This window comes from Streptomyces sp. NPDC020299 (assembly GCF_044387825.1).
In the GTDB taxonomy this organism is placed as follows: Bacteria; Actinomycetota; Actinomycetes; order Streptomycetales; family Streptomycetaceae; genus Streptomyces.
In genome coordinates, this window is sequence record NZ_JBIRWL010000006.1 from 1 (window position 1) to 23845 (window position 23845).

18 protein-coding genes and 1 rRNA gene are annotated in these 23845 nt (G+C 72.9%); 14 read left to right on the forward strand and 5 right to left on the reverse strand.

The features are described from left to right. The first annotated feature begins 177 nt into the window (after positions 1 to 177). A 5S ribosomal RNA gene (rrf, locus tag ACH45E_RS16805) occupies positions 178 to 294 on the forward strand. 1145 nt (positions 295 to 1439) lie between these two features. Further along, on the forward strand, positions 1440 to 2210 hold the full coding sequence (locus tag ACH45E_RS16810; RefSeq protein ID WP_361441434.1) for a tetratricopeptide repeat protein: 771 nt from the start codon (positions 1440 to 1442) through the stop codon (positions 2208 to 2210). A 61-nt stretch (positions 2211 to 2271) separates the two neighbouring features. On the opposite strand, the gene ACH45E_RS16815 is transcribed toward ACH45E_RS16810, so the two are convergent. Next, positions 2272 to 3555 carry a DUF1015 domain-containing protein gene (locus ACH45E_RS16815; RefSeq protein ID WP_361440292.1) on the reverse strand — a complete coding sequence of 428 codons (1284 nt, stop codon included), beginning with the start codon at positions 3553 to 3555 and terminating at the stop codon, positions 2272 to 2274. Positions 3556 to 3628: 73 nt separating this feature from the next. Here ACH45E_RS16815 and ACH45E_RS16820 point away from each other — a divergent pair, with 73 nt between their 5' ends. From ACH45E_RS16820 to ACH45E_RS16835, 4 genes are all read left to right on the forward strand, one after another. Further along, positions 3629 to 4657: an HAD hydrolase-like protein gene (locus ACH45E_RS16820; RefSeq protein ID WP_361440295.1), complete on the forward strand. Its 1029-nt coding sequence runs from the start codon at positions 3629 to 3631 to the stop codon at positions 4655 to 4657. Positions 4658 to 4746: 89 nt separating this feature from the next. Further along, on the forward strand, positions 4747 to 5790 hold the full coding sequence (locus ACH45E_RS16825; protein WP_361440298.1) for an iron chelate uptake ABC transporter family permease subunit: 1044 nt from the start codon (positions 4747 to 4749) through the stop codon (positions 5788 to 5790). Beyond that, positions 5787 to 6842, forward strand: coding sequence for an iron chelate uptake ABC transporter family permease subunit (locus ACH45E_RS16830; RefSeq protein WP_361440301.1), 1056 nt, complete (start codon positions 5787 to 5789; stop codon positions 6840 to 6842). The genes ACH45E_RS16825 and ACH45E_RS16830 overlap by 4 nt, the downstream gene beginning before the upstream one ends. After that, positions 6839 to 7738, forward strand: coding sequence for an ABC transporter ATP-binding protein (locus ACH45E_RS16835; RefSeq protein ID WP_361440304.1), 900 nt, complete (start codon positions 6839 to 6841; stop codon positions 7736 to 7738). Before ACH45E_RS16830 ends, ACH45E_RS16835 begins: the two co-directional genes overlap by 4 nt. On the opposite strand, the gene ACH45E_RS16840 is transcribed toward ACH45E_RS16835, so the two are convergent. Next, positions 7722 to 8069, reverse strand: coding sequence for a sterol-binding protein (locus tag ACH45E_RS16840; protein ID WP_361440307.1), 348 nt, complete (start codon positions 8067 to 8069; stop codon positions 7722 to 7724). The two genes, ACH45E_RS16835 and ACH45E_RS16840, sit on opposite strands and share 17 nt — an antisense overlap. 42 nt (positions 8070 to 8111) lie before the next feature. Here ACH45E_RS16840 and ACH45E_RS16845 point away from each other — a divergent pair, with 42 nt between their 5' ends. From ACH45E_RS16845 to ACH45E_RS16865, 5 genes are all read left to right on the forward strand, one after another. Then, positions 8112 to 8444: a hypothetical protein gene (locus ACH45E_RS16845; protein ID WP_361440310.1), complete on the forward strand. Its 333-nt coding sequence runs from the start codon at positions 8112 to 8114 to the stop codon at positions 8442 to 8444. Between the two features lie 55 nt (positions 8445 to 8499). After that, positions 8500 to 9315, forward strand: a complete 816-nt coding sequence (locus ACH45E_RS16850; RefSeq protein WP_361440313.1) for a TlyA family RNA methyltransferase — start codon at positions 8500 to 8502, stop codon at positions 9313 to 9315. Further along, positions 9312 to 10217, forward strand: coding sequence for an NAD kinase (locus ACH45E_RS16855; RefSeq protein WP_361440316.1), 906 nt, complete (start codon positions 9312 to 9314; stop codon positions 10215 to 10217). The genes ACH45E_RS16850 and ACH45E_RS16855 overlap by 4 nt, the downstream gene beginning before the upstream one ends. 54 nt (positions 10218 to 10271) lie before the next feature. Continuing rightward, a complete protein-coding gene (recN, locus tag ACH45E_RS16860; protein WP_361441437.1) occupies positions 10272 to 12014 on the forward strand; it encodes a DNA repair protein RecN in 1743 nt (580 codons plus the stop codon). 247 nt (positions 12015 to 12261) lie between these two features. Further along, a complete protein-coding gene (locus ACH45E_RS16865) occupies positions 12262 to 13398 on the forward strand; it encodes a glycosyltransferase family 4 protein (RefSeq protein ID WP_361440319.1) in 1137 nt (378 codons plus the stop codon). Positions 13399 to 13536: 138 nt separating this feature from the next. On the opposite strand, the gene ACH45E_RS16870 is transcribed toward ACH45E_RS16865, so the two are convergent. From ACH45E_RS16870 to ACH45E_RS16880, 3 genes are all read right to left on the reverse strand, one after another. After that, on the reverse strand, positions 13537 to 15219 hold the full coding sequence (locus tag ACH45E_RS16870) for a PucR family transcriptional regulator (protein WP_361440322.1): 1683 nt from the start codon (positions 15217 to 15219) through the stop codon (positions 13537 to 13539). An 87-nt stretch (positions 15220 to 15306) separates the two neighbouring features. After that, positions 15307 to 16644 (reverse strand): FAD-binding oxidoreductase, encoded by a 1338-nt coding sequence (locus tag ACH45E_RS16875; RefSeq protein ID WP_361440325.1) that lies wholly within the window; start codon positions 16642 to 16644, stop codon positions 15307 to 15309. 72 nt (positions 16645 to 16716) lie between these two features. After that, positions 16717 to 18519: a glycoside hydrolase family 15 protein gene (locus ACH45E_RS16880; protein ID WP_361441439.1), complete on the reverse strand. Its 1803-nt coding sequence runs from the start codon at positions 18517 to 18519 to the stop codon at positions 16717 to 16719. A 522-nt stretch (positions 18520 to 19041) separates the two neighbouring features. On the opposite strand from ACH45E_RS16880, the gene ACH45E_RS16885 reads away from it, so the two are divergent. The 3 genes from ACH45E_RS16885 to ACH45E_RS16895 all read left to right on the forward strand — a co-directional run bounded on the left by ACH45E_RS16885 (position 19042) and on the right by ACH45E_RS16895 (position 23815). Continuing rightward, a complete protein-coding gene (locus ACH45E_RS16885) occupies positions 19042 to 20709 on the forward strand; it encodes a CTP synthase (protein ID WP_361440328.1) in 1668 nt (555 codons plus the stop codon). Positions 20710 to 20792: 83 nt separating this feature from the next. Continuing rightward, entirely contained in the window at positions 20793 to 21419 is a 627-nt protein-coding gene (locus ACH45E_RS16890) for an NUDIX hydrolase (RefSeq protein WP_361440331.1), read from the forward strand. Positions 21420 to 21748: 329 nt separating this feature from the next. Further along, positions 21749 to 23815: a tetratricopeptide repeat protein gene (locus tag ACH45E_RS16895; RefSeq protein ID WP_361440334.1), complete on the forward strand. Its 2067-nt coding sequence runs from the start codon at positions 21749 to 21751 to the stop codon at positions 23813 to 23815. Positions 23816 to 23845: the final 30 nt, after the last annotated feature.

Here is a 23845-nt window from a genome sequence, read left to right on the forward strand (position 1 = left end):
GTTGATAGGCCGGATCTGGAAGCCAGGTAACTGGTGGAGGTGACCGGTACTAATAGGCCGAGGGCTTGTCCTCAGTTGCTCGCGTCCACTGTGTTAGTTCTGAGGCAACGAACAGTTGCCGGCTAGAGCTGAACACACAAGTAAAAAGTGTGCTTGTTCGCTCGAAACCATTAGGGTTTCGGTGGTCATAGCGTGAGGGAAACGCCCGGTTACATTTCGAACCCGGAAGCTAAGCCTCACAGCGCCGATGGTACTGCAGGGGGGACCCTGTGGGAGAGTAGGACGCCGCCGAACAATTTTTGAAGGGCCCCTGGTCACCAGCGTTCAGCTGGGACCAGGGGTCCTTTTCTTTTTTCCGGAGCGCATCGGGTACCCGGCTTGCGCGAGAATGACTTGCGGTACCGAAGACAGGAGTCACCATGTCCACCAACTCTCCCGGCGACCGACCGGAGCGCGACCCGCGGCGGCGGGACAGTGGTGACCGCGGTGACCGTCGTCCCTACCAGGGTGGCCAGCGCCGTGACAACGACCGTGCTGACCGGGGCGGTTACGGCCGTCGTGACGACCGCCGTGATGACCGTGGTCCCCGCCGTGACGACGACCGCGGTGGCTATCGTCGTGACGACCGTCGTGACGACCGGGGCGGATTCCGGGGCCGTGACGACCGTGACCGTGGATTCCGCCGTGACGACCGGGCCGAGCGTCCCGAGCGTGGTGGCTTCCGGCGAGATGACAACCGAGGCGACCGCGGCGGGTTCCGCGGCCGTGACGACCGCCGTGACGACCGCCGTGGTGGCGACCGTCCCGAGTTCCGTCGTGACGACCGTCGTGACGACCGGCGTGGTGGCGACCGTCCCGAGTTCCGTCGTGACGACCGTCGTGACGACCGCCGCGACGACCGCCGTGGCGGCGACCGGCCCGGCTTCCGTCGTGACGACCGGCGGGGTGGCGACCGTCCCGAGTTCCGTCGTGACGACCGGCGGGGTGGCGACCGCCCCGAGTTCCGTCGTGACGACCGGCGGGGTGGCGACCGCCCCGAGTTCCGTCGTGACGACCGTCGTGACGACCGGCGGGGTGGCGACCGTCCCGAGTTCCGTCGTGACGACCGTCGTGACGACCGGCGTGGCGGCGACCGTCCCGAGTTCCGCCGCGACGACCGGCGCGACGACCGGCGTGGCGGCGACCGGCCCGGCTTCCGCCGCGACGACCGGCGGGGTGGCGACCGTCCCGAGTTCCGTCGTGACGACCGCCGCGACGACCGCGGTGGGTTCAGGGGCCGTGACGACCGTGGCCGCGACGACCGTGGGCGTGGCCCTCGCCGGGACGACCGCGGTGGTCGCCCCGGTGGCTTCCGGGGACGGGACGACCGTAGGGACGACCGCCGTGGCGGCGGCCGCTTCCGGGACGAGCGGGACCGGGACCGTGAGCCCATCAAGCGGCTGCCGATCCCCGAGGACGTCACCGGCGAGGAGATCGACAAGGACGTACGGCAGGAGCTCCAGAGCCTGCCGAAGACGCTCGCTGAGGATGTCGCCAAGAACCTGGTGATGGTCGCCCGGCTCATCGACGAGGACCCCGAGGGTGCCTACGGCTACTCCAAGGTGGCCCTGCGGCTGGCGTCCCGTGTCGCGGCCGTACGGGAGGCCGCCGGGTTCGCCGCGTACGCGAACCAGAAGTACAACGAGGCGCTCGGCGAGTTCCGGGCCGCGCGGCGGATGACCGGCAACGTGGACCTGTGGCCCGTGATGGCCGACTGCGAGCGTGGGCTCGGGCGGCCGGAGAAGGCGCTGGACATGGCCGGGGCGCCCGACGTGCAGAAGCTCGACAAGGCCGGGCAGGTCGAGATGCGGCTCGTCGCCGCTGGCGCCCGGCGTGACATGGGGCAGCTGGACGCGGCGATCGTGACACTGCAGAGCCCCGAGCTGGCGTCCAGCTCCGTTCAGCCGTGGACCGCGCGCCTGCGCTACGCCTACGCCGACGCGCTGCTCGCCGCCGGCCGGCGGGACGAGGCGCGGGACTGGTTCGCCAAGGCCGTCGAGGCCGACCGGGACGGCAGCACGGACGCCTCGGACCGGCTGGCGGAGCTGGATGGCGTGGAGTTCGTCGACGCTCTCGACCAGGGCAAGGACGAGGAGCACGCCGACACCGAGGAGACCGGCACCGACGGCGACGGCACCGACGGCGACGACACCGACAGCGACGACGACTGACGCACGTGCAGCGAAGGGCGGGACCCCCAGGGTCCCGCCCTTCGTCGTCTCCGAGCGGGCGTCAGAGATCCAGCGCCCGCAGCACCAGGCCCGACGCCGGCTTCGGGCCGAACGACGTCGACTTGCGGGGCATCGTCACGCCCTGCCGGGCCAGGTCGCGGACGACCTCCTCGCGGACCGGGTGCAGCAGGACCGCCGTGCTGCCGTCGCCCTCCGCCTTGGCGACCGTGGCCCCCGCGTCGTGGATGTAGGCGATGTGCGCGGGAGAGTCCTCGGGGACGTGCCAGACGTGCTCGAGGAGCGTGGCGTGCAGGACGGTGGCGTCGAGGGTGCGCCAGGCGGCCGGACGGTCCGTGGGGACCGTACGGGCCAGGAGGTCCTGGTCCGGGCGGTCCACCAGATGGAAGGCGCCGTCGCCGGCGAGCAGGAAGGCGTTGCCCGCGCAGGCCGCGTCGGCGAGGGTCGCCAAAGCCTCGGGCAGCGGCTTCTCCAGGCGGGTCACGCGGAACAGGCCGTCGAGGGCGGACAGCGCGTCGGCGACCGGCAGGCCGTGCAGCAGGCGGTGAATGGCACGGACGCGGAGCGGATAGCGGACCGTGTCGACGAGGAGGACCAGGCCGTGGTCCCAGGGGCTCGGGGAGGGGTGCTCCGCGCGTAGCAGCCGGTACGTCGCCCAGCGGTGGTGGCCGTCGGCGATCAGGGCCTGATGGCCGGCCAGGTCCGACCGGACGCGAGCCAGCTCGGCGGGGTCGGTCACCGACCAGAGGCGGTGGTGGAAGCCGTCCTCCGTGGTCGTCGACAGCAGGGCAGGGCGTTCGGCGGTGCGTTCGATCACCTCGGCCGTCACGCCGTCGCCCCGGTACGTCAGGAGCAGCGGCTCGAGGTTCGCGCAGGTCGCACGCATCAGGGCGGCGCGTTCCGCGACGACGGGCGGCATGACGTCCTCGTGCGGCAGGACCACCCCCTCCGCCGGGTCCGAGACGCGCAACGCGCCGATGAGGCCGCGCTGGACCATGCCCGCGTCGTCGCACTGCTCGTAGACGTAGAGGCCCGGTTCCGGGTCGGCGGCCAGGACGCCCTCGGCCAGCCAGCGGCGCAGCGTGTCGGCCGCCTGTTCGGTGCGGGCGCTCGGGGTACCTGCCTGGGGCAGGATCAGCCGGACGATGTTGTACGGGTCGGCGGACTGGAGGTGGTGCAGGCCGTCGGGGCGTACGACGACGTCGTACGGCGGGGAGGTGACGGCGGCCAGGCTGCCGACCCGCTCGGGGTCGTAGCGAAGGCCTCGGAACGGGGCGAGTTCCAGGCCCCGGCGCGCCGTTGCTTCCGAGTGACCTGCAGTGTTCATCCCGGCATCGTACGTGTGTCAGTGGTGTGCGGCATGATCTGGGGAAGAGCGATCGAACGAGGAGCGATGCGGAATGAGCCAGGGCGTCAGGACCCGGCCCGAGGGCAGTGCCCGCCCCCTGAACAGCGCGTACGACACGGCACTGCTCGATCTGGACGGAGTGGTGTACGCGGGTGGGAGCGCGATCGCACACGCCGTCGACTCGCTGGCGGTTGCCCGGGACGGAGGGATGCATCTGGCGTACGTCACCAACAACGCGCTGCGGACGCCGGACGCCGTGGCCGGGCATCTGACGGAGCTGGGCATACCGACGGGGGCCGGTGACGTCATCACCTCCGCGCAGGCGGTCGCGCGGCTGATCAGCGAGCAGGTGCCGGCGGGGGCGCGGGTGCTGGTGATCGGCGGTGAGGGGCTGCGGGTGGCGCTGCGCGAGCGTGGTCTCGAGCCCGTGGAGTCGGCGGACGACGATCCGGTGGCGGTCGTGCAGGGGTACGGCGGGCCCGATCTGCCATGGGGGCGTTTCGCGGAGGCGTCCTACGCCGTCGCGCGCGGGGTGCCCTGGTTCGCATCCAACACCGACCTGACCATCCCCAGCGGGCGGGGCATCGCGCCGGGCAACGGCGCGGCCGTGGAGGTCGTCCGGATCGCGACCGGCGCCGAGCCGCAGGTGGCGGGCAAGCCGCTGCCGCCCATGCACCGGGAGACGATCCTGCGCACGGGCGCCGAACGGCCGCTGGTGGTCGGGGACCGGCTGGACACGGACATCGAGGGCGCCTTCAACGGGGACGTCGACTCGCTGCTGGTCCTCACCGGCGTGACCGACGGCGCCCAGCTGCTGGCCGCGCCGCCGCAGCACCGGCCGACGTATGTGGACGCCGATCTGCGCGGACTGCTCACCGGACAGCCGGAGGTCACGGAGGCGGGCGGCGGCTTTGGCTGCGGCGGCTGGACGGCGCGGGCCGGGGACGGGCGGCTGGAGCTGGAGGGCGAGGGTGAGGCGCTCGACGGACTGCGGGCGCTGTGCGCCGCGGCCTGGACGGCGGCCGGGGACGGCTCCTGCGAACTGGACGGGGAGAAGGCGCTGGCGCGACTCGGACTCTGAACGCGGGACTCCGAGTGAGGGACGGAGGTCGAACTACCGCGCGCGCCACGGGATCGAAACCGGATGCGAGGGTAGGCTAACCTAACTACGTGTTGGTCGACAGTCCCCCCGTACAGCGCGCGGATGCCGCCCCCGCGCCCCCAACCCGCCGGGCGGTACGGTCCCTTGGGCTCCTGGTCGCGCTCGCGATCCTGGTGCTGGTCACCTTGGCCAGCATCGCCATCGGCGCGAAGGAGCTGTCGCTGGATCAGGTCTGGCACGGCCTGTTCCACGACACGGGGACGTACGGCGACGTCGTGGTCGACGAGCGGCTCTCGCGCACCCTCCTCGGACTCCTGGCCGGTGCCGCGCTCGGCCTGTCCGGGGCGATGCTCCAGGCGCTCACCCGCAACCCGCTGGCCGACCCCGGACTTCTCGGTATCAACGCGGGTGCGTCGGCCGCGGTCGTCACGGCCATCACCTACCTGGGCGTCACCAGCCTGACCGGCTATGTGTGGTTCGCGTTCGTGGGCGCCGCGGTGGTCGGGGCGCTGGTGTGGTTCCTCGGCGGCAGCCGGGGAGCGACGCCGGTACGGCTCGCGCTCGCCGGCACGGCGATCAGCGCCGCGCTCTACGGCTACCTCCAGGCCGTGATGATCATGGACGACGCGGCGCTCGGCAAGATGCGGTTCTGGACGGTGGGTTCGCTGTCCTCGGCCACCGACTCGACCATCACGCAGGTCCTGCCGTTCCTCGGGGCCGGCACGCTGCTCGCGCTGCTGCTCGCCCGGCCGCTGAACGCCGTGGCGATGGGCGACGACACCGCCCGGGCCCTCGGCGCCAACCTGGGCCGCACCCGCGCCCTGGCGATGCTCGCCGCCACCGTGCTGTGCGGGGCCGCGACCGCCGCCTGCGGCCCGATCATGTTCGTCGGCCTGATGGTGCCGCACGTCGTGCGCTCCTTCACCGGCCCCGACCTGCGCTGGATCCTGCCGTACGCCACGATCCTGTCCCCCGTGCTGCTGCTCGGCGCCGATGTCATCGGCCGGATCGTCGCCCGGCCCGCGGAGCTCCAGGTCGGCATCGTCACCGCGCTCATCGGCGGCCCGGTCTTCATCTTCCTGGTCCGACGGCGGAGGACGGCGCAGCTGTGAGCACCCATCAGAAAAGCCCCGCGGTCCGTGCCCTGCGCGGTCCCGGAGGGCTCTCCGTCCGCGTGGACGTCCGCGCGCTGACCGTCGTCGTCCTGCTGCTGCTCGCCGCGCTCACCGCGAGCGTGCTGCTGATCGGCACCGGTGACTTCCCGATCTCCGCCACCGACGTCCTCAAGACGCTGACCGGCAACGGCACCCAGATCCAGGAGTACATCGTCCGCGACCTGCGCCTGCCGCGCGTCCTGGTCGGCCTCCTGGTCGGTGCCTCGCTCGGCCTCGGCGGCGCCCTGTTCCAGTCGGTCTCCCGCAACCCGCTGGGCAGCCCGGACGTGCTGGGCCTCTCCCAGGGGTCGACGGCCGGCGCGCTCGTCGTGATCGTGCTGCTGTCCGGGAACGCCACCGAGGTCACCTTCGGCGCGCTGATCGGCGGCCTGGTGACCGGGTTCGCCATCTACCTGCTCGCCTGGAAGCAGGGGGTGCACGGCTACCGGCTGGTCCTGGTGGGCATCGGCGTCTCCGCGGTCGTCACGGCGGTCAACGGCTACCTCCTCACCAAGGCCGACCTGGTCGACGCGGCCCGCGCGGTCGTGTGGATGACCGGCTCCCTCAACGGCCGTGACTGGGACCAGGTCTGGCCCCTGCTCGGCCTGTGCGCGGTGCTCGTACCGGTGGTCCTCGCCAACGCGCGCGGCCTCAGGGCGATGGAGATGGGCGACGACGTCAGTTACGCCCTCGGGGTGCGGGTGGAGCGGGTACGGCTGGTGCTGATGGTCTCCGCCGTGCTGCTGACCGCCGCCGCGACCGCCGCCGCGGGGCCCGTCACCTTCGTGGCGCTCACCGCGCCGCAGCTCGCCCGGCGCCTGACCCGCTCGCCCGGGCCCAACCTGGTGGCCTCCCTGTGCATGGGCGCCACGCTGCTGGTCACCGCCGACTGGGCCGCACAGCGCGCCTTCGGCGCCGACCAGCTGCCCGTGGGCGTCGTCACCGGTGTCCTGGGCGGCCTCTACCTGCTGTGGCTGCTGGTCACCGAGCGCAAGGCGGGCCGGATATGAGGCCCACCCACGGCACCACCCGAGACGCGACCCGCGACACCACCGGCGAGACGACCAACCGAAGGAGCACCGTGAACCGCCTGTCCGCCGAGAACGTCACCCTCGCCTACGACCAGCGCGTCATCGCCGAGCAGTTGTCGGTGGAGATCCCCGACAACTCCTTCACGGTGATCGTCGGCCCGAACGCGTGCGGCAAGTCGACGCTCCTGCGGGCGCTGTCGCGGATGCTCAAACCCAGCGAGGGCCGGGTGCTGCTCGACGGGCAGGTCATCCAGTCGATGCCCGCGAAGAAGGTCGCGCGGACGCTCGGTCTGCTGCCGCAGTCGTCGATCGCACCGGACGGGATCACCGTCGGTGACCTGGTGGGCCGCGGCCGGTATCCGCACCAGGGGATCCTCAGGCAGTGGTCCGCCGAGGACGAGCGGGTGGTGCGGGAGTCCATGGCGCAGACCGGGGTCGCCGAGCTGGCCGACCGGTACGTGGACGAGCTGTCCGGCGGTCAGCGGCAGCGCGTGTGGATCGCGATGGCGCTCGCCCAGCAGACCCCGCTGCTGCTCCTCGACGAGCCGACCACCTTCCTGGACATCCAGCACCAGATCGATGTCCTGGACCTGTGCGCCGAGCTGCACGAGACCCAGGGCCGCACCCTGGTCGCCGTCCTGCACGACCTCAACCACGCCGCGCGGTACGCCACCCACCTCGTCGCCCTGCGCGGCGGCCGGGTGATCGCCGAGGGGGCGCCGGGCGACATCGTCACGGCCGAGCTGGTCGAAGAGGTCTTCGGGCTGCGCTGTCAGGTCATCGACGACCCGGAGACGGGCACGCCGCTGGTGGTGCCGGCCGCGCGCAGGGCACGCGAGCGGGTGAGCGCGGCCGACGCTACAGAAGCTTCCTGAGCCGGAACAGGTCGAGCAGGCTCGCTTCCAGCCTGACCCGGCTCGACCCCCAGGCCTTCGCGAAGTTCAGTTCGCCGTCGACCATCGCGACCAGGTCGTCGCCGGTCATGGCCAGCCGGATCTGGGCCTTCTGAGGTGGAGGGCCCTGAAGGGTCCTGTCGATCTCGATCCGGCCGCCGGTGAGCCGGCCGACGAAGGTGACGTCCAGGTCCGTGACGTGGCAGCTCACCGAGCGGTCCATGGCCGCGGCCGCGCGGACGTCGCCCTCGGCACCCTGCATGTTGTCCGAGAGCTTTTCCAGCGCTGCCCGGCACTCATCGATCGTCGCCATCGCGATCGACGGTACCGCAGCCCTTCGCGGTAGCGTCGGGGCATGAGCGACAGCGACTCCGTGCCCCGGGCCGAGGCGGGCGAAGAGGCGGGGGCTCCGGTCGAACTCGAGTACGAACCTGAGTGTGAACCTGAGTACGTGCCCGAGTACGACCCGGCCGCCCCCGCCCCCCTGAACGTGGCCCGCACCCCCACCGGCGACGCCGAGGTGGACGCCCTGCTGGAGCGGCTGGCCGATGCCGGCCACCTCGCCACCGCCGGGCATCTGGAGGTGTACGAGGATGTACACCGGGGGCTGCGCGACGCGCTCACCGCGCTCGACGCCCGCCCGGGACCTCCGGCTCCCGCCCGCCACCCGACCACCACCCCTCAATGAGACCCTTCGGGTCACACCTATTGATCGCCGTACCAGAGCAGGAGCTGAACCGAACGTGGCAGGAGTCGCACGCCGCCGTCTGGACGCGGAGCTGGTCCGCCGGGAACTCGCGCGCTCGCGCGAGCACGCCAGCCAGCTGATCGCCGCCGGGCGGGTCACCGTCGGCAGGACCGTCGCGACCAAACCGGCCACGCAGGTGGAGACCGCCGCCGCGATCGTCGTCGCGGCCGACGACAGCGACCCGGGGTACGTCTCCCGGGGCGGCCACAAACTGGCCGGCGCGCTGGAGGTCTTCGTCCCCCGGGGGCTGGTCGTCGAGGGGCGGCGGGCGCTGGACGCCGGCGCGTCCACCGGGGGCTTCACCGATGTCCTGCTGCGGGCCGGTGCCGCGCAGGTCGTCGCCGTGGACGTGGGATACGGACAACTCGCCTGGTCTCTGCAGAACGATGAACGCGTCACCGTCAAGGACCGTACGAACGTACGCGAGTTGACGCTTGAAGCGATCGATGGGGAACCTGTGGATCTTGTCGTGGGTGATCTGTCCTTCATCCCGCTCGGGCTGGTGCTGCCGGCCCTGGCGCGGTGCGTGAAGCCGGACGCCGACCTGGTGATGATGGTCAAGCCGCAGTTCGAGGTGGGGAAGGAACGGCTGGGCAGCGGGGGTGTCGTACGGAGTCCGCAGCTGCGGGCGGAGGCCGTGCGGGGCGTGGCCGAGAAGGCGTGGGGGCTCGGACTCGGGGTGAAGGGTGTCACCGCCAGTCCGCTGCCCGGGCCCTCCGGGAACGTCGAGTACTTTTTGTGGCTGCGTGCCGGGGCGCCCGCCCTGGACGCGGCTGAGGTTGACCGTGCAGTGGCGGAGGGGCCGCGTTGACACAGAACCGAGCTCGTACTGTTTTCCTGCTCGCGCACACCGGACGGCCGGCGGCCATCCGCAGTGCCGAACTGGTGGTCAAGGGGCTGCTGCAGGCGGGCGTGGGGGTGCGGGTGCTCGAGTACGAGGCGCGTGACCTGCCGCTGCCCGAGGAGGTGGAGCTCGTCGAGGAGGCGACCCCGCAGAGCCTCGACGGCTGTGAGCTGCTCATCGTGCTCGGCGGCGACGGGACGCTGTTGCGCGGCGCCGAGTTCGCCCGGGCGTCCGGCGTGCCGATGCTCGGCGTCAACCTCGGCAGCGTCGGGTTCCTCGCGGAGGCCGAGCGGGACGACCTCGACAAGGTCGTGGACCGGGTGGTGACGAAGTCGTACGAGGTCGAGGAGCGGATGACCGTCGACGTCGTCGTGCACCGCAACGGCGACATCGTGCACACCGACTGGGCGCTGAACGAGGCCGCCGTGCAGAAGGCGGGCGCCGAGAAGCTGCTCGAGGTCGTGCTGGAGATCGACGGGCGGCCGGTGACCGGGTTCGGCTGCGACGGGATCGTGCTGTCGACGCCGACCGGGTCCACGGCGTACGCGTTCTCCGCGGGCGGGCCCGTGGTGTGGCCCGAGGTGGAGGCGCTGCTGATGGTGCCGATCAGCGCGCACGCGCTGTTCGCGAAGCCGCTGGTGACCTCGCCGAACTCGGTGCTAGCGGTCGAGGTGCTGCCGCACGTCCCGCCGGGGGTCCTGTGGTGCGACGGCCGGCGGACCGTCGAGCTGCCGCCGGGGGCGAGGGTCGAGGTGCGGCGCGGGGCCGTGCCGGTCCGGCTGGCCCGGCTGCACCACGCATCGTTCACGGACCGTCTCGTGGCGAAGTTCGCGCTGCCGGTGTCGGGATGGCGGGGGGCGCCTCACTAGACCTCCACCCGCCCGGGTGACAGGGCACCTCGCACTTCCGTGGCCGGACCTCGTATGGTCTTCTCCGTGCTGGAAGAGATGCGGATACGGTCACTCGGGGTCATCGACGACGCCGTCGTCGAGCTGTCGCCCGGGTTCACCGCCGTCACCGGTGAGACGGGTGCGGGCAAGACCATGGTGGTCACCAGCCTGGGATTGCTGCTGGGCGGGCGGGCTGATCCGGCGCTCGTGCGGATCGGGGCCGGGAAGGCTGTTGTCGAGGGGCGGATCGCCGTGCCCCCCAAGGCCTCGGCCGTCGTACGGGCCGAGGAGGCCGGGGCCGAACTGGACGACGGGGCGCTGCTGATCAGCCGTACCGTCTCCGCCGAGGGGCGCTCCCGGGCGCACCTCGGCGGGCGGAGCGTGCCGGTGGGGCTGCTCGCCGAGCTCGCCGACGACCTGGTGGCCGTGCACGGCCAGACCGACCAGCAGGGGCTGCTGAAGCTGACCCGGCAGCGGCAGGCGCTCGACCGGTACGCGGGCGACGCCGTCGCCGTGCCGCTGGCCAAGTACGGCGAGGCCTACCGGCGGCTGCGGGCCGCCGCCGCCGAGCTGGAGGAGATCGTCACGCGCGCGCGTGAACGGGCCCAGGAAGCCGACATCCTGCGGTACGGGCTCGACGAGGTCGCGGGCGTGGAGCCACGGGCCGGCGAGGACGTGGAGCTCGCGGAGGAGGCGGAGCGGCTGGGGCACGCGGAGGCGCTGGCGTCCGCCGCCACGGCCGCGCACGCCGCCCTCGCGGGCAATCCAGAGGACCCCGAGGGCATCGACGCGGCCACCCTCGTGGCGGGCGCGCACCGGGCCCTGGAGGCCGTGCGGTCGCACGACCCTGCGCTGGCCGCCCTCGCCGACCGCATCGGTGAGATCGGGATCCTGCTCGGCGATGTGGCGGGCGAGCTCGCCGGGTACGCCGACGACCTGGACGCCGATCCGCTGCGGCTGGCCGCCGTGGAGGAGCGCAGGGCCGCACTGACCGCCCTCACCCGGAAGTACGGGGACGACGTCGACGCCGTCCTCGCGTGGGCCGAGCAGGGCGCCGCACGGCTGACCGAACTGGACGGCGACGACGAGCGGATCGGTGAGCTGACCGCCGAACGGGACGCGCTGCGCGCCGAACTGGGCGGGCTGGCGCAGGCCCTGACGGACGCGCGGACGGAGGCCGCCGAGCGGTTCGCCGCCGCGGTGACCGCCGAGCTGGCCTCGCTCGCCATGCCGCACGCGCGCGTGTCCTTCGACATCCGGCAGACCGAGGACCCGGAGGGCGTCGAGGTCGGCGGTCGGACGGTCGCCTACGGGCCGTCGGGCGTGGACGAGGTGGAGCTGCTGCTCGCCCCACACCCGGGCGCCCCGCCGCGGCCCATCGCCAAGGGCGCGTCCGGCGGTGAGCTGTCGCGCGTGATGCTCGCCGTCGAGGTCGTGTTCGCGGGTACGGACCCGGTGCCGACGTACCTCTTCGACGAGGTCGACGCCGGCGTCGGCGGCAAGGCGGCGGTCGAGATCGGGCGGCGGCTCGCCCGGCTCGCGAAGACCGCGCAGGTCGTGGTCGTCACCCACCTTCCGCAGGTCGCGGCCTTCGCCGACCGGCAACTGCTGGTCGAGAAGACCAACGACGGGACCGTCACCCGGTCCGGTGTGAAGGTGCTCGAGGGCGAGGAACGGATCCGCGAGCTGTCCCGGATGCTGGCCGGCCAGGAGGACTCGGAGACGGCCCGCGCCCACGCTGAGGAACTGCTGGCCACGGCTCGGGCGGACATGTAGCGGGCGGGGCGTTCCGGGGAGGCTCGGGCGGGTGGGCGGTTATTCACTCGTGTGGGTGATGGTTGTCGCCGTGTGGGCCGTGCCCGGCGGGATCGGGGCTCCCCGGGGCGCCCGGAACACCCGTACGTGCTGGCATCCTTGGCAGGGAACCCGGTAGGCGTAGGAGGCGCGCGGTACACCCCTCCGCCCGATACCTTCTGTACGTCCCTTCGCGACCGCCCGACGCCGAACCAGGAGCCCCGGCCACGTGAGCCCCGCGAGCAGTACCTCACCGCACGGTCAGTCGCCGCTGCGCACCGTGCAGGTCCTGGGCGGAGGCAACGCCGGCAGCAGCGCGCACGTGCGCTCCCTGGCCGCCGGACTGGTCGCGCGGGGCGTGCGGGTCACGGTGTGCGCCCCCGTCGAGGCGGATCACACCTACGACTTCACTGGCGTCGGCGCCGACCACGTGCACGTGCCCCGCAGCAGTGACCCGGTCTCGGTGGCGGCGCTGCGGGCCGCCTGCTCGCACGCGGACCTGGTGCACGCGCACGGGCTGCACGCCTCCTTCCGGGCCGTGCTGGCGCTCAGCGGCCGGCACACCCCACTCGTCGTCACCTGGCACAACCGGGCCGAGGCCGAGGGCGCGCGGGCGCATCTGCTGCGGGTGCTGGAGCGGCGGGTGGCGAGGACGGCCGCCGTGGTGCTCGGTACGACCTCGGACCTCGTGGACCGGGCGCGCCGCACCGGAGCCCGCGACGCCCGGCTCGCCGCCATCGCCCTGCCCGGGTCGCGCCCACCCGTGGACCAGGACGACCCCGACCGGCTGCGCCCCAAGGCCCGGGCGGAACTCGGCGCCACCGGCCGCCCGTTGCTCATGGCGGTCGGCTCGCTCGACCGGCGGCGGGGCTACGACGTCCTGCTGGACGCGGTCCGTCTGTGGTGCCGCCGGGACCCCGTGCCGCTGCTCGTCATCGCGGGGGAGGGGCCGTTGCGCCCGGAGCTCCAGCGGCGGATCGAGGCGGAGGAGCTGCCGGTCCGGCTCATCGGATGCCGGGACGACATCGGTGAACTGCTCGCCGCCGCCGACATCGCGCTGCTGTGCAGCAGCTGGGAGTCCCGTTCCGTCCTCGCCCAGGAGGCCCTGCACGCGCGCGTGCCGCTCGTCGCGACCGCCGTCGGCGGTGTCCCCGACCTCGTGGGCGACGCCGCCGAACTCGTCCCGTACGGGGACGCGGAGGCGCTCGCGGGCGCCGTCGTCGGGCTGCTCGGCGACCCCGGGCGGTGCGAGGAGCTCAAGGAAAGAGGCGTACGGCAGGCGGCCACCTGGCCCACCGAGGACCAGACGGTCGCCCAGGTCCTCAGCGTGTACGACGAGCTGACCCAGCCTCTGCCGCTGCCCTGAGCCCTGCGGCGGGGCTGAAGCGATCCGCCCCGCCCGCGCGGTCCGGCTCTCCGCCGGCGGCCCGTGGTTCCGGTCCGTGGTCCGGCCGGCGTCGACGCGGCTCCACCCGTTTCCCGCGACCCGAACCGCCGTACAGGTCTACGGCACGTGCCGGCGGGCCCGTAGCGCCAGGCTCAATGCCAGTACCGTCTGCGGGTCGTCGAGGTCTGTGCCCAGCAACTCGCCGATGCGGGCGAGGCGGTTGTAGAGCGTCTGGCGGTTGAGGTGCAGCTCGCGGGCGGTCTCGGCCTTGCGGCCCGCATGGGCCAGGTACGTCTCCAGCGTGGGCAGCAGCGGCGGCTTGGAGCGGTGGTCGTGGTCGCGCAGCGGGCCGATGGCCCGGTCCACGAAGGCCGCCAGGTCCGGGTGGCCGCGCAGCCGCCACAACAGCAGGTCGATGTCCAGGCGCCGGGCGTCGTACCAGGGCCGGTCGCTCAGGCCCTGCGCCGCCGTCGCCGTCTCCGCCGCGTGTCTGAGCCCGGCCGACGCCGCCGCCCAGCCACCGGCCACCCCGACGACCACCACGGGCGGCTGGGCCCCGGGCCGCTGCATCCCCGCCCGTTCCACCCCGGCCCGCAGCGCCGCCGCGACCCGGTCCGCGACCGCCGGCCGCTCCGCCTCCGAGCGCAGCCCCACCAGCAGCGGGACCCGGCCCTCGACCGGCCGCACGCCGAGCAGCACCGGCACCCCGACCGAGGCCAGCTCCTCGCCGACCGCGCGGGCCAGGACCGCCCAGCCTCCCCCACTCTCGAATCCGCTCGAGCGGGCGGTGCCCCCTCCCGGGGAGAGCGTGTCGCCGAGCCGCATCACGACCGGCAGCAGCGGGCTGTGGCCCGGCTTGAAGCCCAGCACCCGGGCCTGCGCCGGGGCGTCCTCCGCCGCGATCCGCCCCTCGGCGAGATCGGTGAGGAAGTCGCCGCGCCCCCGCGCCGCCAGCTCCTCCTCCTGCCGGGCCTGCATCAGCACCACGGCGAGGATGCCCGCGGCCCGTTCGGCGGCCATCCGGTGCACCGGGGCGAGCTGCCCCAGCACGGGCAGCAGGACCAGCCGGGCCCGCACCGAGCCCGTGCCCGGACCGCCGCCGGGCACGTCCACGAGCACCGAACCGGCCGGTGGCGGGGCGTCCTTGTGCGGGCCGCGCAGCCCCTCCCACACCTGAAGGGGATCCGCGCCCTCGGGCCCGGCCCCGGCGGCGTACAGCAGCTGGCCGTCCGTGGTCTCCAGGAAGACGGGGTTGCCGCTGAAACCGGCCAGGATGCCCAGGACCTGCGGTACTCCGCCGCCGCCGAGGAGGGCCTCGGTACAGCGCCGGTGCACCTCCTCCGCCCGCTGCAGCAGCGCGTAGTGGCCGTTGACGATCTCGGTGTGGATCTCCTCGGTGACCGTGACGAACGGCACCTCGCGGTGCAGCTGGACCAGCGGCAGCCCGGTGCCGCGGGCGGTGTCCACCAGGGCGGCGGGCAGCCGGGCGAAACGCGGCCCCAGCTCCACGACCAGGGCGGCGATGCCCCGCTCGGCGAGGGTGCGGACGAACGCCCGCTGCTCGGCCGGGCGCGTGCCGAGGCCGTAGCCGGTGGTGAGCAGCAGCTCGCCGCCCTTCAGCAACGAGGCGATGTTGGGCACCTCGCCCGCGTGCACCCAGCGGACGGTGCGCCCCAGCCGGTCGGCGCCCGCCAGGATCTCCGGCAGGCCGCTGCGCAGCCCGGGCAGCTCCAGGGCTCGCTGGACGGTGATCCCGGCGCCCTGGCCGGGGAATCCGCCGTTGTCCGCACTGCTGTTCATGCAGCGGACGCTACCTGCGAAAACTCCTGGAAGACAGCTTCTGCCCCGCGCCGGGGGCAACACCTTTGCAGCGACCTGTGCGACGACCTACACCGGCTTGATGTTGTGGTTGAAGCGGAACACGTTGTCGGGGTCGTACGCCCGCTTCACCTTCTCCAGCCGCAGCAGGTTCCCGGCGCCCAGGCCCGCTTCGACCCGCTCGGGACCCTCGTCGCCGACCAGGCCTAGGCAGACGGCACCGGCGCTCCAGGGCCGGACATCGGCGCGGGCGTCCCGTACCCAGGCGAGGGCCCGCTCGTCGTCGGCCGGGTCGGCCCAGCGGGCGAGGGGGTGCGCCACCCAGGGCGCGCCCCGGTACGGCACCGGATACCCGGCGGGCCCGGCGGCGGCGGCGCCGCCCAGCGGGAAGAGCGTGTACCGGGACCCGCTCGGCACGGGCACGGCCTCCGCGCGGGCGCAGAAGCGGTCCACCAGATCGTCGGGCAGACCGGTCAGGCACTGAGCCGACCAGTGGGCGCGCAACCCGGGATCGAGGTCCAGCAGGCGCAGCGCCCCGGCCCCCGGCAGCTCCGCCTCGTGCGGCAGCGCGAGCAGCGGCTGGGCGAGCCCCCGCAGGTCCGCCGCACCGCCCGCGTACGTCAGCAGCGCGCCGTACACGGGCCTGCCCGCGGTCGGGTACGTCACGGCGCCGCCCACCTGGTCCGGGCCGCCGGCGATGATCTCGCGGAAGGCGCGCACCACCTCCCGCCCGTACTCGGGGAGGTGCAGCAGCAGCGCGACGGAGAACTCCGGCAGCTCGTGCAGCTCCAGGGTGAGCGCGGTGGCGATGCCGAAGTTGCCGCCGCCCCCGTGCAGCGCCCAGAACAGCTCCGGGTTCTCGTCGGGGTTGGCATGGACGCGTTCGGCGTCGGCGGTGACCAGTTCGGCGCCGATCAGATCGTCGACGGCGAGACCGAAGGCGCGGTCCAGCCGGCCGGTGCCGCCGCCCAGGACGAAGCCGGCGACGCCGATGCCGGGGGCCCGGCCGCCGGTGGTGGCGAGGCCGTACGGCCGGGTGGCCCGGTCGAGCCGGTCCATCGTGGCGCCGCCTTCGACCCGTACCGCCTCCGCCGCCGGATCGACGGTCACCTCGTGCATCCGGCGCAGGTCCACTACGAGCGCCCCATGACCCGGCGGCGGGCCCGCGAGACCGTGTCCGCCGCCGCGCACGGCGATGTGCAGGTCAAGATCCCGGGCGAAGCGCACCGCTCGTACGACGTCCGCCTCGTGCGCGCACCGCGCGATCACCGCGGGCCGCCGGTCGGCCCTCGCGTCGAAGAACGCGCGGGCCCCGTCGTAGCCCGGGTCCCCCGGTGCGAACACCTCGCCGGCCAGATCCTCACGCAGCGCGTCGAGCGCCGCGCCGGCCTTGGAGTGGGAAGCCATGGCGACCCCCCTCCGGAAGGGTGCCGCTGAGGGTGCCGCTTCCAGCCTAGGCGGGCGCGCCGCGCGGGCGCGTCAGCCGCCGTACGCGCCCGAAGCCGTCAGCCGCAGAGCCGTGTCGATCAGCGGCACGTGGCTGAAGGCCTGCGGGAAGTTGCCGACCTGGCGCTTGAGGTGCGGGTCCCACTCCTCGGCGAGCAGTCCGAGGTCGTTGCGCAGGGACAGCAGTTTCTCGAACAGCTTGCGGGCCTCGTCCACGCGGCCGATCATCGCCAGGTCGTCCGCCATCCAGAACGAGCAGGCCAGGAAGGCGCCCTCGTCGCCGGGGAGACCGTCGACGCCCTCGTGCTCGCCCTCGGTCGGGTAGCGCAGGATGAAGCCGTCCGAGGTGGACAGCTCGCGCTGGATCGCCTCGATGGTGCCGATGACCCGCTTGTCGTCGGGCGGCAGGAAGCCCATCTGGGGGATCAGCAGCAGGGACGCGTCCAGCTCCTTCGAGCCGTACGACTGCGTGAACGTGTTGCGTTCCTTGTCGTAGCCCTTCTCGCACACGTCCCGGTGGATGTCGTCGCGCAGCTCGCGCCACCGCTCCAGCGGGCCGTCGGCGTCGCCGGACTCGATCAGCTTGATCGTGCGGTCCACCGCGACCCAGGCCATGACCTTGGAGTGCACGAAGTGGCGGCGCGGGCCGCGCACCTCCCAGATGCCCTCGTCCGGCTCGTCCCAGTGGTCCTCCAGGTAGCGGATCAGCTTCAGCTGGAGCAGGGAGGCGTAGTCGTGGCGGGCCAGACCGGTCATGTGGGCCAGGTGCAGGGCCTCGGTGACCTCGCCGTAGACGTCCAGCTGGAGCTGGTGCGCGGCGCCGTTGCCGACCCGGACCGGGGCGGAGTTCTCGTAGCCGGGCAGCCAGTCCAGCTCGGCCTCGCCCAGCTCGCGCTCGCCGGCGAGGCCGTACATGATCTGCAGGTTCTCGGGGTCGCCGGCGACGGCCCGGAGCAGCCACTCGCGCCAGGCGCGGGCCTCCTCGCGGTAGCCGGTGCGCAGCAGGGAGGACAGGGTGATCGCCGCGTCGCGCAGCCAGGTGTAGCGGTAGTCCCAGTTGCGGACGCCGCCGATGTCCTCGGGCAGGGAGGTCGTGGGGGCGGCGACGATGCCGCCGGTCGGGGCGTACGTCAGGGCCTTCAGCGTGATCAGCGAGCGGATCACCGCCTCGCGGTACGGCCCGTGGTACGTGCAGTGCTCGACCCACTCGCGCCAGAAGTCCTCCGTCGCCACCAGCGACTGCTCCGGCTCCGGCAGCGCCGGGGGCGCCTTGTGCGAGGGCTCCCAGGAGATCGTGAACGCGATCCGGTCACCGGGGGCGACGGTGAAGTCCGCGTAGGTCGTCAGCGACTTCCCGTACGTCTCGGCCTCCGTGTCGAACCACACGGAGTCCGGCCCGGCGACGGCGACCGTACGGCCCTCGTGCTTGTGGACCCACGGCACCACCCGGCCGTAGGAGAACCGCATCCGCAGGGCCGAGCGCATCGGCACCCGGCCGGAGACGCCCTCGACGATCCGGATCAGCTGGGGCGCCCCGTCACGCGGGGGCATGAAATCGGTCACGCGGACCGTGCCGCGCGGGGTGTCCCACTCCGACTCCAGGATCAGCGAGTCGCCCCGGTAGGTACGCCGGGCGGCCGTGGGCGGTTCGGCGTCGGCCGCGTGGGCCGGGCCGAGCCGCCAGAAGCCGTGCTCCTCGGTGCCCAGCAGACCGGCGAAGATGGCATGGGAGTCGAAGCGGGGCAGGCACAGCCAGTCCACTGTCCCGTCCCGGCAGACCAGGGCAGCGGTCTGCATGTCTCCGATGAGTGCGTAGTCTTCGATGCGCCCGGCCACGTGCATCTCCAGTCGAACGGCCACGTCGCCCCCCGGCAGATAGGGGGCTGTCGCTAGTGCGGTCAAGGGGTCGTTGTTGTGCGTCGTTGAGCGGTGAAGCAAAGCAGCCCGCCGAGCCCTGAGGCAAAACGACAGTCTTTGCTCAACGAACTGACGAGCTCTCGTTGTTCCGGTGCCTACGGGCGGGGGTGGTGCCGTGTTCTCCGGGCTGGCTCGGCAGCGAGTGTCCGAGCAGGATACGACGCACGTAGATGATCCGCGTCCCGCTCCGGGCAACCCGTGTGAGCCGAACGAGTGAGCCTCGGGTGAGAAACCCGTGCTCGTGGCACGTCCGTGGCGGCTCGTGCGCGGAGCGTGGCCGGAAGCCATCTCTCCGAGGCGCTGATACCCTGGTAGCCCGTGGACCGGTGGGCACGAAACCCCCGAACCGCAGCGACGGCGCCTCCGCGAGAAATCTCCGATTCTCCGGGCCGGCAGCCGGACAGCACCCCAGACCGCGACCACGGGAGCCCCCTCTTGGCCATGCCGCCCGCTGCTTTCCGAACCAGCACAGCCACGACGACCAAGCACATCTTCGTCACCGGGGGTGTCGCCTCCTCTCTCGGCAAGGGCCTCACGGCCTCCAGCCTCGGCATGCTGCTCAAGGCCCGCGGTCTGCGCGTCGTGATGCAGAAGCTCGACCCGTACCTCAATGTCGACCCGGGCACCATGAACCCGTTCCAGCACGGTGAGGTGTTCGTCACCAACGACGGCGCCGAGACCGACCTGGACATCGGACACTACGAGCGCTTCCTTGACCGCGACTTGGACGGCTCCGCCAACGTCACTACAGGCCAGGTGTACTCGACCGTCATCGCCAAGGAGCGGCGGGGCGAGTACCTGGGTGACACCGTGCAGGTCATCCCGCACATCACCAACGAGATCAAGCACCGTATCCGGCGCATGGCGACGGACGAGGTGGACGTGGTGATCACCGAGGTCGGCGGCACGGTCGGCGACATCGAGTCGCTGCCGTTCCTCGAGACCGTCCGCCAGGTCCGCCACGAGGTCGGCCGGGACAACGTCTTCGTGGTGCACATCTCGCTGCTGCCCTACATCGGCCCCTCGGGCGAGCTGAAGACCAAGCCGACCCAGCACAGCGTGGCCGCGCTGCGGAACATCGGTATCCAGCCGGACGCGATCGTGCTGCGGTGCGACCGCGAGGTGCCCACCGCGATCAAGCGCAAGATCTCCCTGATGTGCGACGTCGACGAGGCAGCCGTGGTCGCCTGCCCGGACGCCCGTTCGATCTACGACATCCCCAAGACGGTGCACGGCGAGGGCCTGGACGCGTACGTCGTCCGCAAGCTGGACCTGCCGTTCCGCGACGTGGACTGGCGGACCTGGGACGACCTGCTCGACCGCGTCCACAACCCCGACCACGAGATCACCCTCGCCCTGGTCGGCAAGTACATCGACCTGCCCGACGCCTACCTCTCGGTGACCGAGGCGCTGCGCGCCGGCGGCTTCGCCAACCGGGCCCGCGTCAAGATCAAGTGGGTCACCTCGGACGACTGCAAGACCCCGGCCGGCGCCAAGGCGCAGCTCGCCGACGTCGACGGCATCTGCATCCCCGGCGGCTTCGGCGACCGCGGTGTGCTCGGCAAGGTCGGCGCGATCCGCTACGCCCGCGAGAACAAGATCCCGCTGCTCGGCCTCTGCCTCGGCCTGCAGTGCATCGTGATCGAGGCCGCGCGCAACCTGGCCGACGTCTCCGACGCCAACTCCACCGAGTTCGACCCGGCCACCGCCCACCCGGTCATCTCCACCATGGCCGAGCAGCTCGACATCGTCGCGGGCGAGGGCGACATGGGCGGCACCATGCGGCTGGGCATGTACCCGGCGAAGCTGGCCGAGGGTTCGATCGTGCGTGAGGTGTACGACGGCAAGGAGTACGTCGAGGAGCGGCACCGGCACCGCTACGAGGTGAACAACGCCTACCGCGCCGAGCTGGAGAAGAAGGCCGGCATCCTCTTCTCGGGCACCTCGCCGGACGGCAAGCTCGTCGAGTACGTCGAGTACCCGCGCGACGTCCACCCCTACCTGGTCGCCACGCAGGCGCACCCCGAGCTGCGCTCGCGGCCGACGCGTCCGCACCCGCTCTTCGCCGGCCTGGTGAAGGCCGCCGTCGAGCGGAAGATCTCGAAGTAACACGAGAGTTGTACGGTGGCCGGGGCGCTCGCATTCAGAACGATCGCGCCCCGGCCGCTCGTGCACGTGTGGAAGGACAGGGCATGACGATCAAGGACACCCCGGAGGAGTGGGAGATCCGGGCGACGGAGACCCCCTTCGTGGGCAACAAGACCTCCGTCCGCACGGACGACGTGGTCATGCCCGACGGCTCGGTGGTCCGCCGCGACTACCAGGTCCACCCCGGCTCCGTCGCCGTCCTCGCCCTGGACCACGAGGACCGCGTGCTGCTCATCAAGCAGTACCGCCACCCCGTCCGGCACAAGCTGTGGGAGATCCCGGCCGGCCTGCTCGACGTACCGGGCGAGAACCCGCTGCACGCGGCGCAGCGCGAGCTGTACGAGGAGGCGCACGTCAAGGCCGAGGACTGGCGGGTGCTCACCGACGTGTACACCACCGCCGGCGGCTGTGACGAGTCCGTGCGGATCTTCCTCGCCCGCGGTCTGTCGGCGGCCGAGGGCGAGCGCTTCGAGGTCGAGGACGAGGAGTCCGACATGGAGCACGCGCGCGTGCCCGTCGACGAGCTCGTCCGTGGGGTGCTTGCCGGCGATCTGCACAACAACTGCCTCGTCGTCGGCGTCCTGTCCCTGGTCGCCGCCCGCACCGGCGAAGGCCTCGACGCCCTGCGCCCGGCGGAGGCCCCGTGGCCGGCCCGCCCGTTCGAGTCCTGAACCCGGCCGCCGCGATGGGGGTGCCCCCGCGCGAGCGTGGGAGAGGCCTGGTGTCGCAGTCGGTGCGTGCTCTGGGGGCCCCCGGCCGATGGCTGGGGAGTGCCGGGCGTCGCCGGACTGGGGGCAACCTCCCGGCCGGAGGCCGGGGGACGGACTGCCGCAGTAGGCTCCGGCGGCTTCGCCGGTGTGACGATCGCCTGATCCGATTGGGGGACGTATCCGCCGTGCTCCTCCCGGACCGTTGCAGAGCGTGAACTAGGCTCTGCAAACGCCCGGACCGGAGTTCCGGCGGGCGCCGGTGTGCGGTTGGTTGGACGGGAGTGTGGCCCGTGGCGGAACAGGCGGTGGACGCAGGCGGTGCGCGGCTGTCCGGCAAGTCGGCCGCGCCGAGTCATTTCCTGGGCCGTACACGGGAGTTGAAGGAGTTGCGCGCCGACATCGAGCGTGCGGGCCTGGACACCCTCTCCGGTCGCAAGGCCCCGCGCGCGCGTGTGCTCCTGATCGCCGGCCGCCCCGGTTCCGGGCGCACTGCGCTCGCCGAGGAACTCGTACGGCGGGTCGCCGAGCGTTACGAGGACGGGGTGCTGCGGGTCCGCCTCAGCGACCCCGACGGCACCCCCGTCCCCGTCGAGCGCACCGCCCGCGAACTGCTCACCGCCCTGGGCCTGGCCACCCCGCCCGGAGCCGCCGAGGACGATCTGGCCGAGGCGCTGCGGGCGGCCCTGGCCGAGCGCCGGGCGCTGCTCCTGCTGGACGACGCGGCGAGCGCCGAGCAGGTCGACGCGCTGCTGCCGGACGCCCCGGACTGCCTCGTCGTCGCCGTGTCCGGCGGCCCGCTCACCGGGATCGCGGACGTCCGCCCGTGCACCCTGGGCGGCCTCGACACCAAGTCGGCGCTGGAGCTGCTGACCCGCTTCACCGGCTCGGTCCGCATCACCGTCGACCCCCGGGCCGCCGAGAACCTGGTCGAGGTGTGCCAGGCCCAGCCCGCCGCGCTCACCCTGGCGGGCGGCTGGCTGGCCGCCCGCCCCAAGATGGCCGTGTCCGACCTGGCCAAGCGCCTGCACGCCGAGTCCGACGAGGGCACGCCGCTGTCCCGTGTCTTCCGGTTCGTCTACGACCAGCTGCCGGGCCCGGCCGCCCGGATACTGCGGCTGCTCTCCCTGGCCCCGGCCGGCCTGGTCGACCCGCACACCGCCTCCGCGCTGGCCGGCACCTCGGTCAGCGGCGCCCGCGCGGCCCTGGACGACTTCGTCGCGCTCAACCTGATGCGGGCGGTGGCCTCCCCGCTGCCGCAGTACGAGGTTCCCGGCTGCCTCCAGCCCCTGCTGCGCGCGCTCGCCGAGACCCAGGACCGCCCCGGCGAACTCCAGCTGGCCCGCGCCCGCATGCTGGAGCGGACCGTGCGGCTGCTGCAGTCCTGCCGGGCGATCACCGAGACGGACCAGCCCGAGCTGCGCGAGAAGCTCCAGGGCATGCCGACCGAGCTGCGCTTTCCGACGCCGAGGGCGGCCGAGGACTGGCTGCGCGTCCGCCGGCCCGCCCTGCTGGCCGCGGCCCGGCTCGCGGTCGCCGACGGGGAACTGGACACGCTGGCCCGCCGGCTGATGTCCCAGCTGGTCAGGGCCATGGCGGCACACTTCGGCACCGAGGCGGCCGCACCCGACCTGTACGGCGTGCACCGCCTCGTCCTGGACGTGGCCGAGCGCCGGAACCTGCCCCGGGAGAGGGCCGCCGCCCTGCTGAACCTCGCCGACCTGGACGCCCGGACCGGGCGCACCCGGGAGGCGCTGGCCCGCTACCGGGCCGCGCTGGACGCCGGACGCCAGGCGAACGACCCGTACGCGACCGGCCGCGCGATGGAATCCGTAGGGGGTGCCCACCAGGAGCTGGGGGACTACGACCGGGCCGCCGACTGGTTCGGGCGGGCGCTCGCCCAGCGCCTGGCCCGGGGGGAGCGTGCCGACGCCGCCCGGCTGTACGGCCGTATCGCGGGCGCCCACATTTTCGCGGGCCGCTACGGGGAGGCGCTCAGGAACTGGCGGTCGGCCGGTGCCGTGTACCGCAAGGACGGTGACATCGCCGCCTACGCAAGGGCGTTGAGCGAAGTGGCCCGGGTCCAGGAGTACGCCGGCCGGCCCACGGAGTCGCTGCGCACCTGCCAGGAGGCGGTGGAGTGGGCGCGCCGTGCCCAGGACCCCCGGCTCCAGGCCGCGATCCAGCTTCGCCTCGCCGACACCCTCGAGCGCCTCGGCGACTCGGCCGCAGCCCGACTGCACCGCTCGGCGGCCGAGCGCATGCTGGGGGAGGGGCCTCCGGAGGGCCCCGAGGCTGAGAATGAGCCGGAAGACCGCACGAGTGCCTGCGAAATCCGCAGCACATCCGGCGAAGATTGATGCAATGAAAGGCTAGACAGCCGGAACGCC

Bases quoted from the DNA above. Each gene is read 5' to 3' on its own strand.
- ACH45E_RS16820 (WP_361440295.1), top strand. From the start codon at position 3,629: ATGAGCCAGGGCGTCAGGACCCGGCCCGAGGGCAGTGCCCGCCCCCTG.
- ACH45E_RS16885 (WP_361440328.1), top strand. From the start codon at position 19,042: ATGCCGCCCGCTGCTTTCCGAACCAGCACAGCCACGACGACCAAGCAC.
- ACH45E_RS16870 (WP_361440322.1), bottom strand. From the start codon at position 15,219: ATGAACAGCAGTGCGGACAACGGCGGATTCCCCGGCCAGGGCGCCGGG.
- ACH45E_RS16840 (WP_361440307.1), bottom strand. From the start codon at position 8,069: ATGGCGACGATCGATGAGTGCCGGGCAGCGCTGGAAAAGCTCTCGGAC.
- ACH45E_RS16875 (WP_361440325.1), bottom strand. From the start codon at position 16,644: ATGGCTTCCCACTCCAAGGCCGGCGCGGCGCTCGACGCGCTGCGTGAG.
- ACH45E_RS16815 (WP_361440292.1), bottom strand. From the start codon at position 3,555: ATGAACACTGCAGGTCACTCGGAAGCAACGGCGCGCCGGGGCCTGGAA.
- ACH45E_RS16845 (WP_361440310.1), top strand. From the start codon at position 8,112: ATGAGCGACAGCGACTCCGTGCCCCGGGCCGAGGCGGGCGAAGAGGCG.
- ACH45E_RS16890 (WP_361440331.1), top strand. From the start codon at position 20,793: ATGACGATCAAGGACACCCCGGAGGAGTGGGAGATCCGGGCGACGGAG.
- ACH45E_RS16835 (WP_361440304.1), top strand. From the start codon at position 6,839: ATGAGGCCCACCCACGGCACCACCCGAGACGCGACCCGCGACACCACC.
- recN (WP_361441437.1), top strand. From the start codon at position 10,272: ATGGTCTTCTCCGTGCTGGAAGAGATGCGGATACGGTCACTCGGGGTC.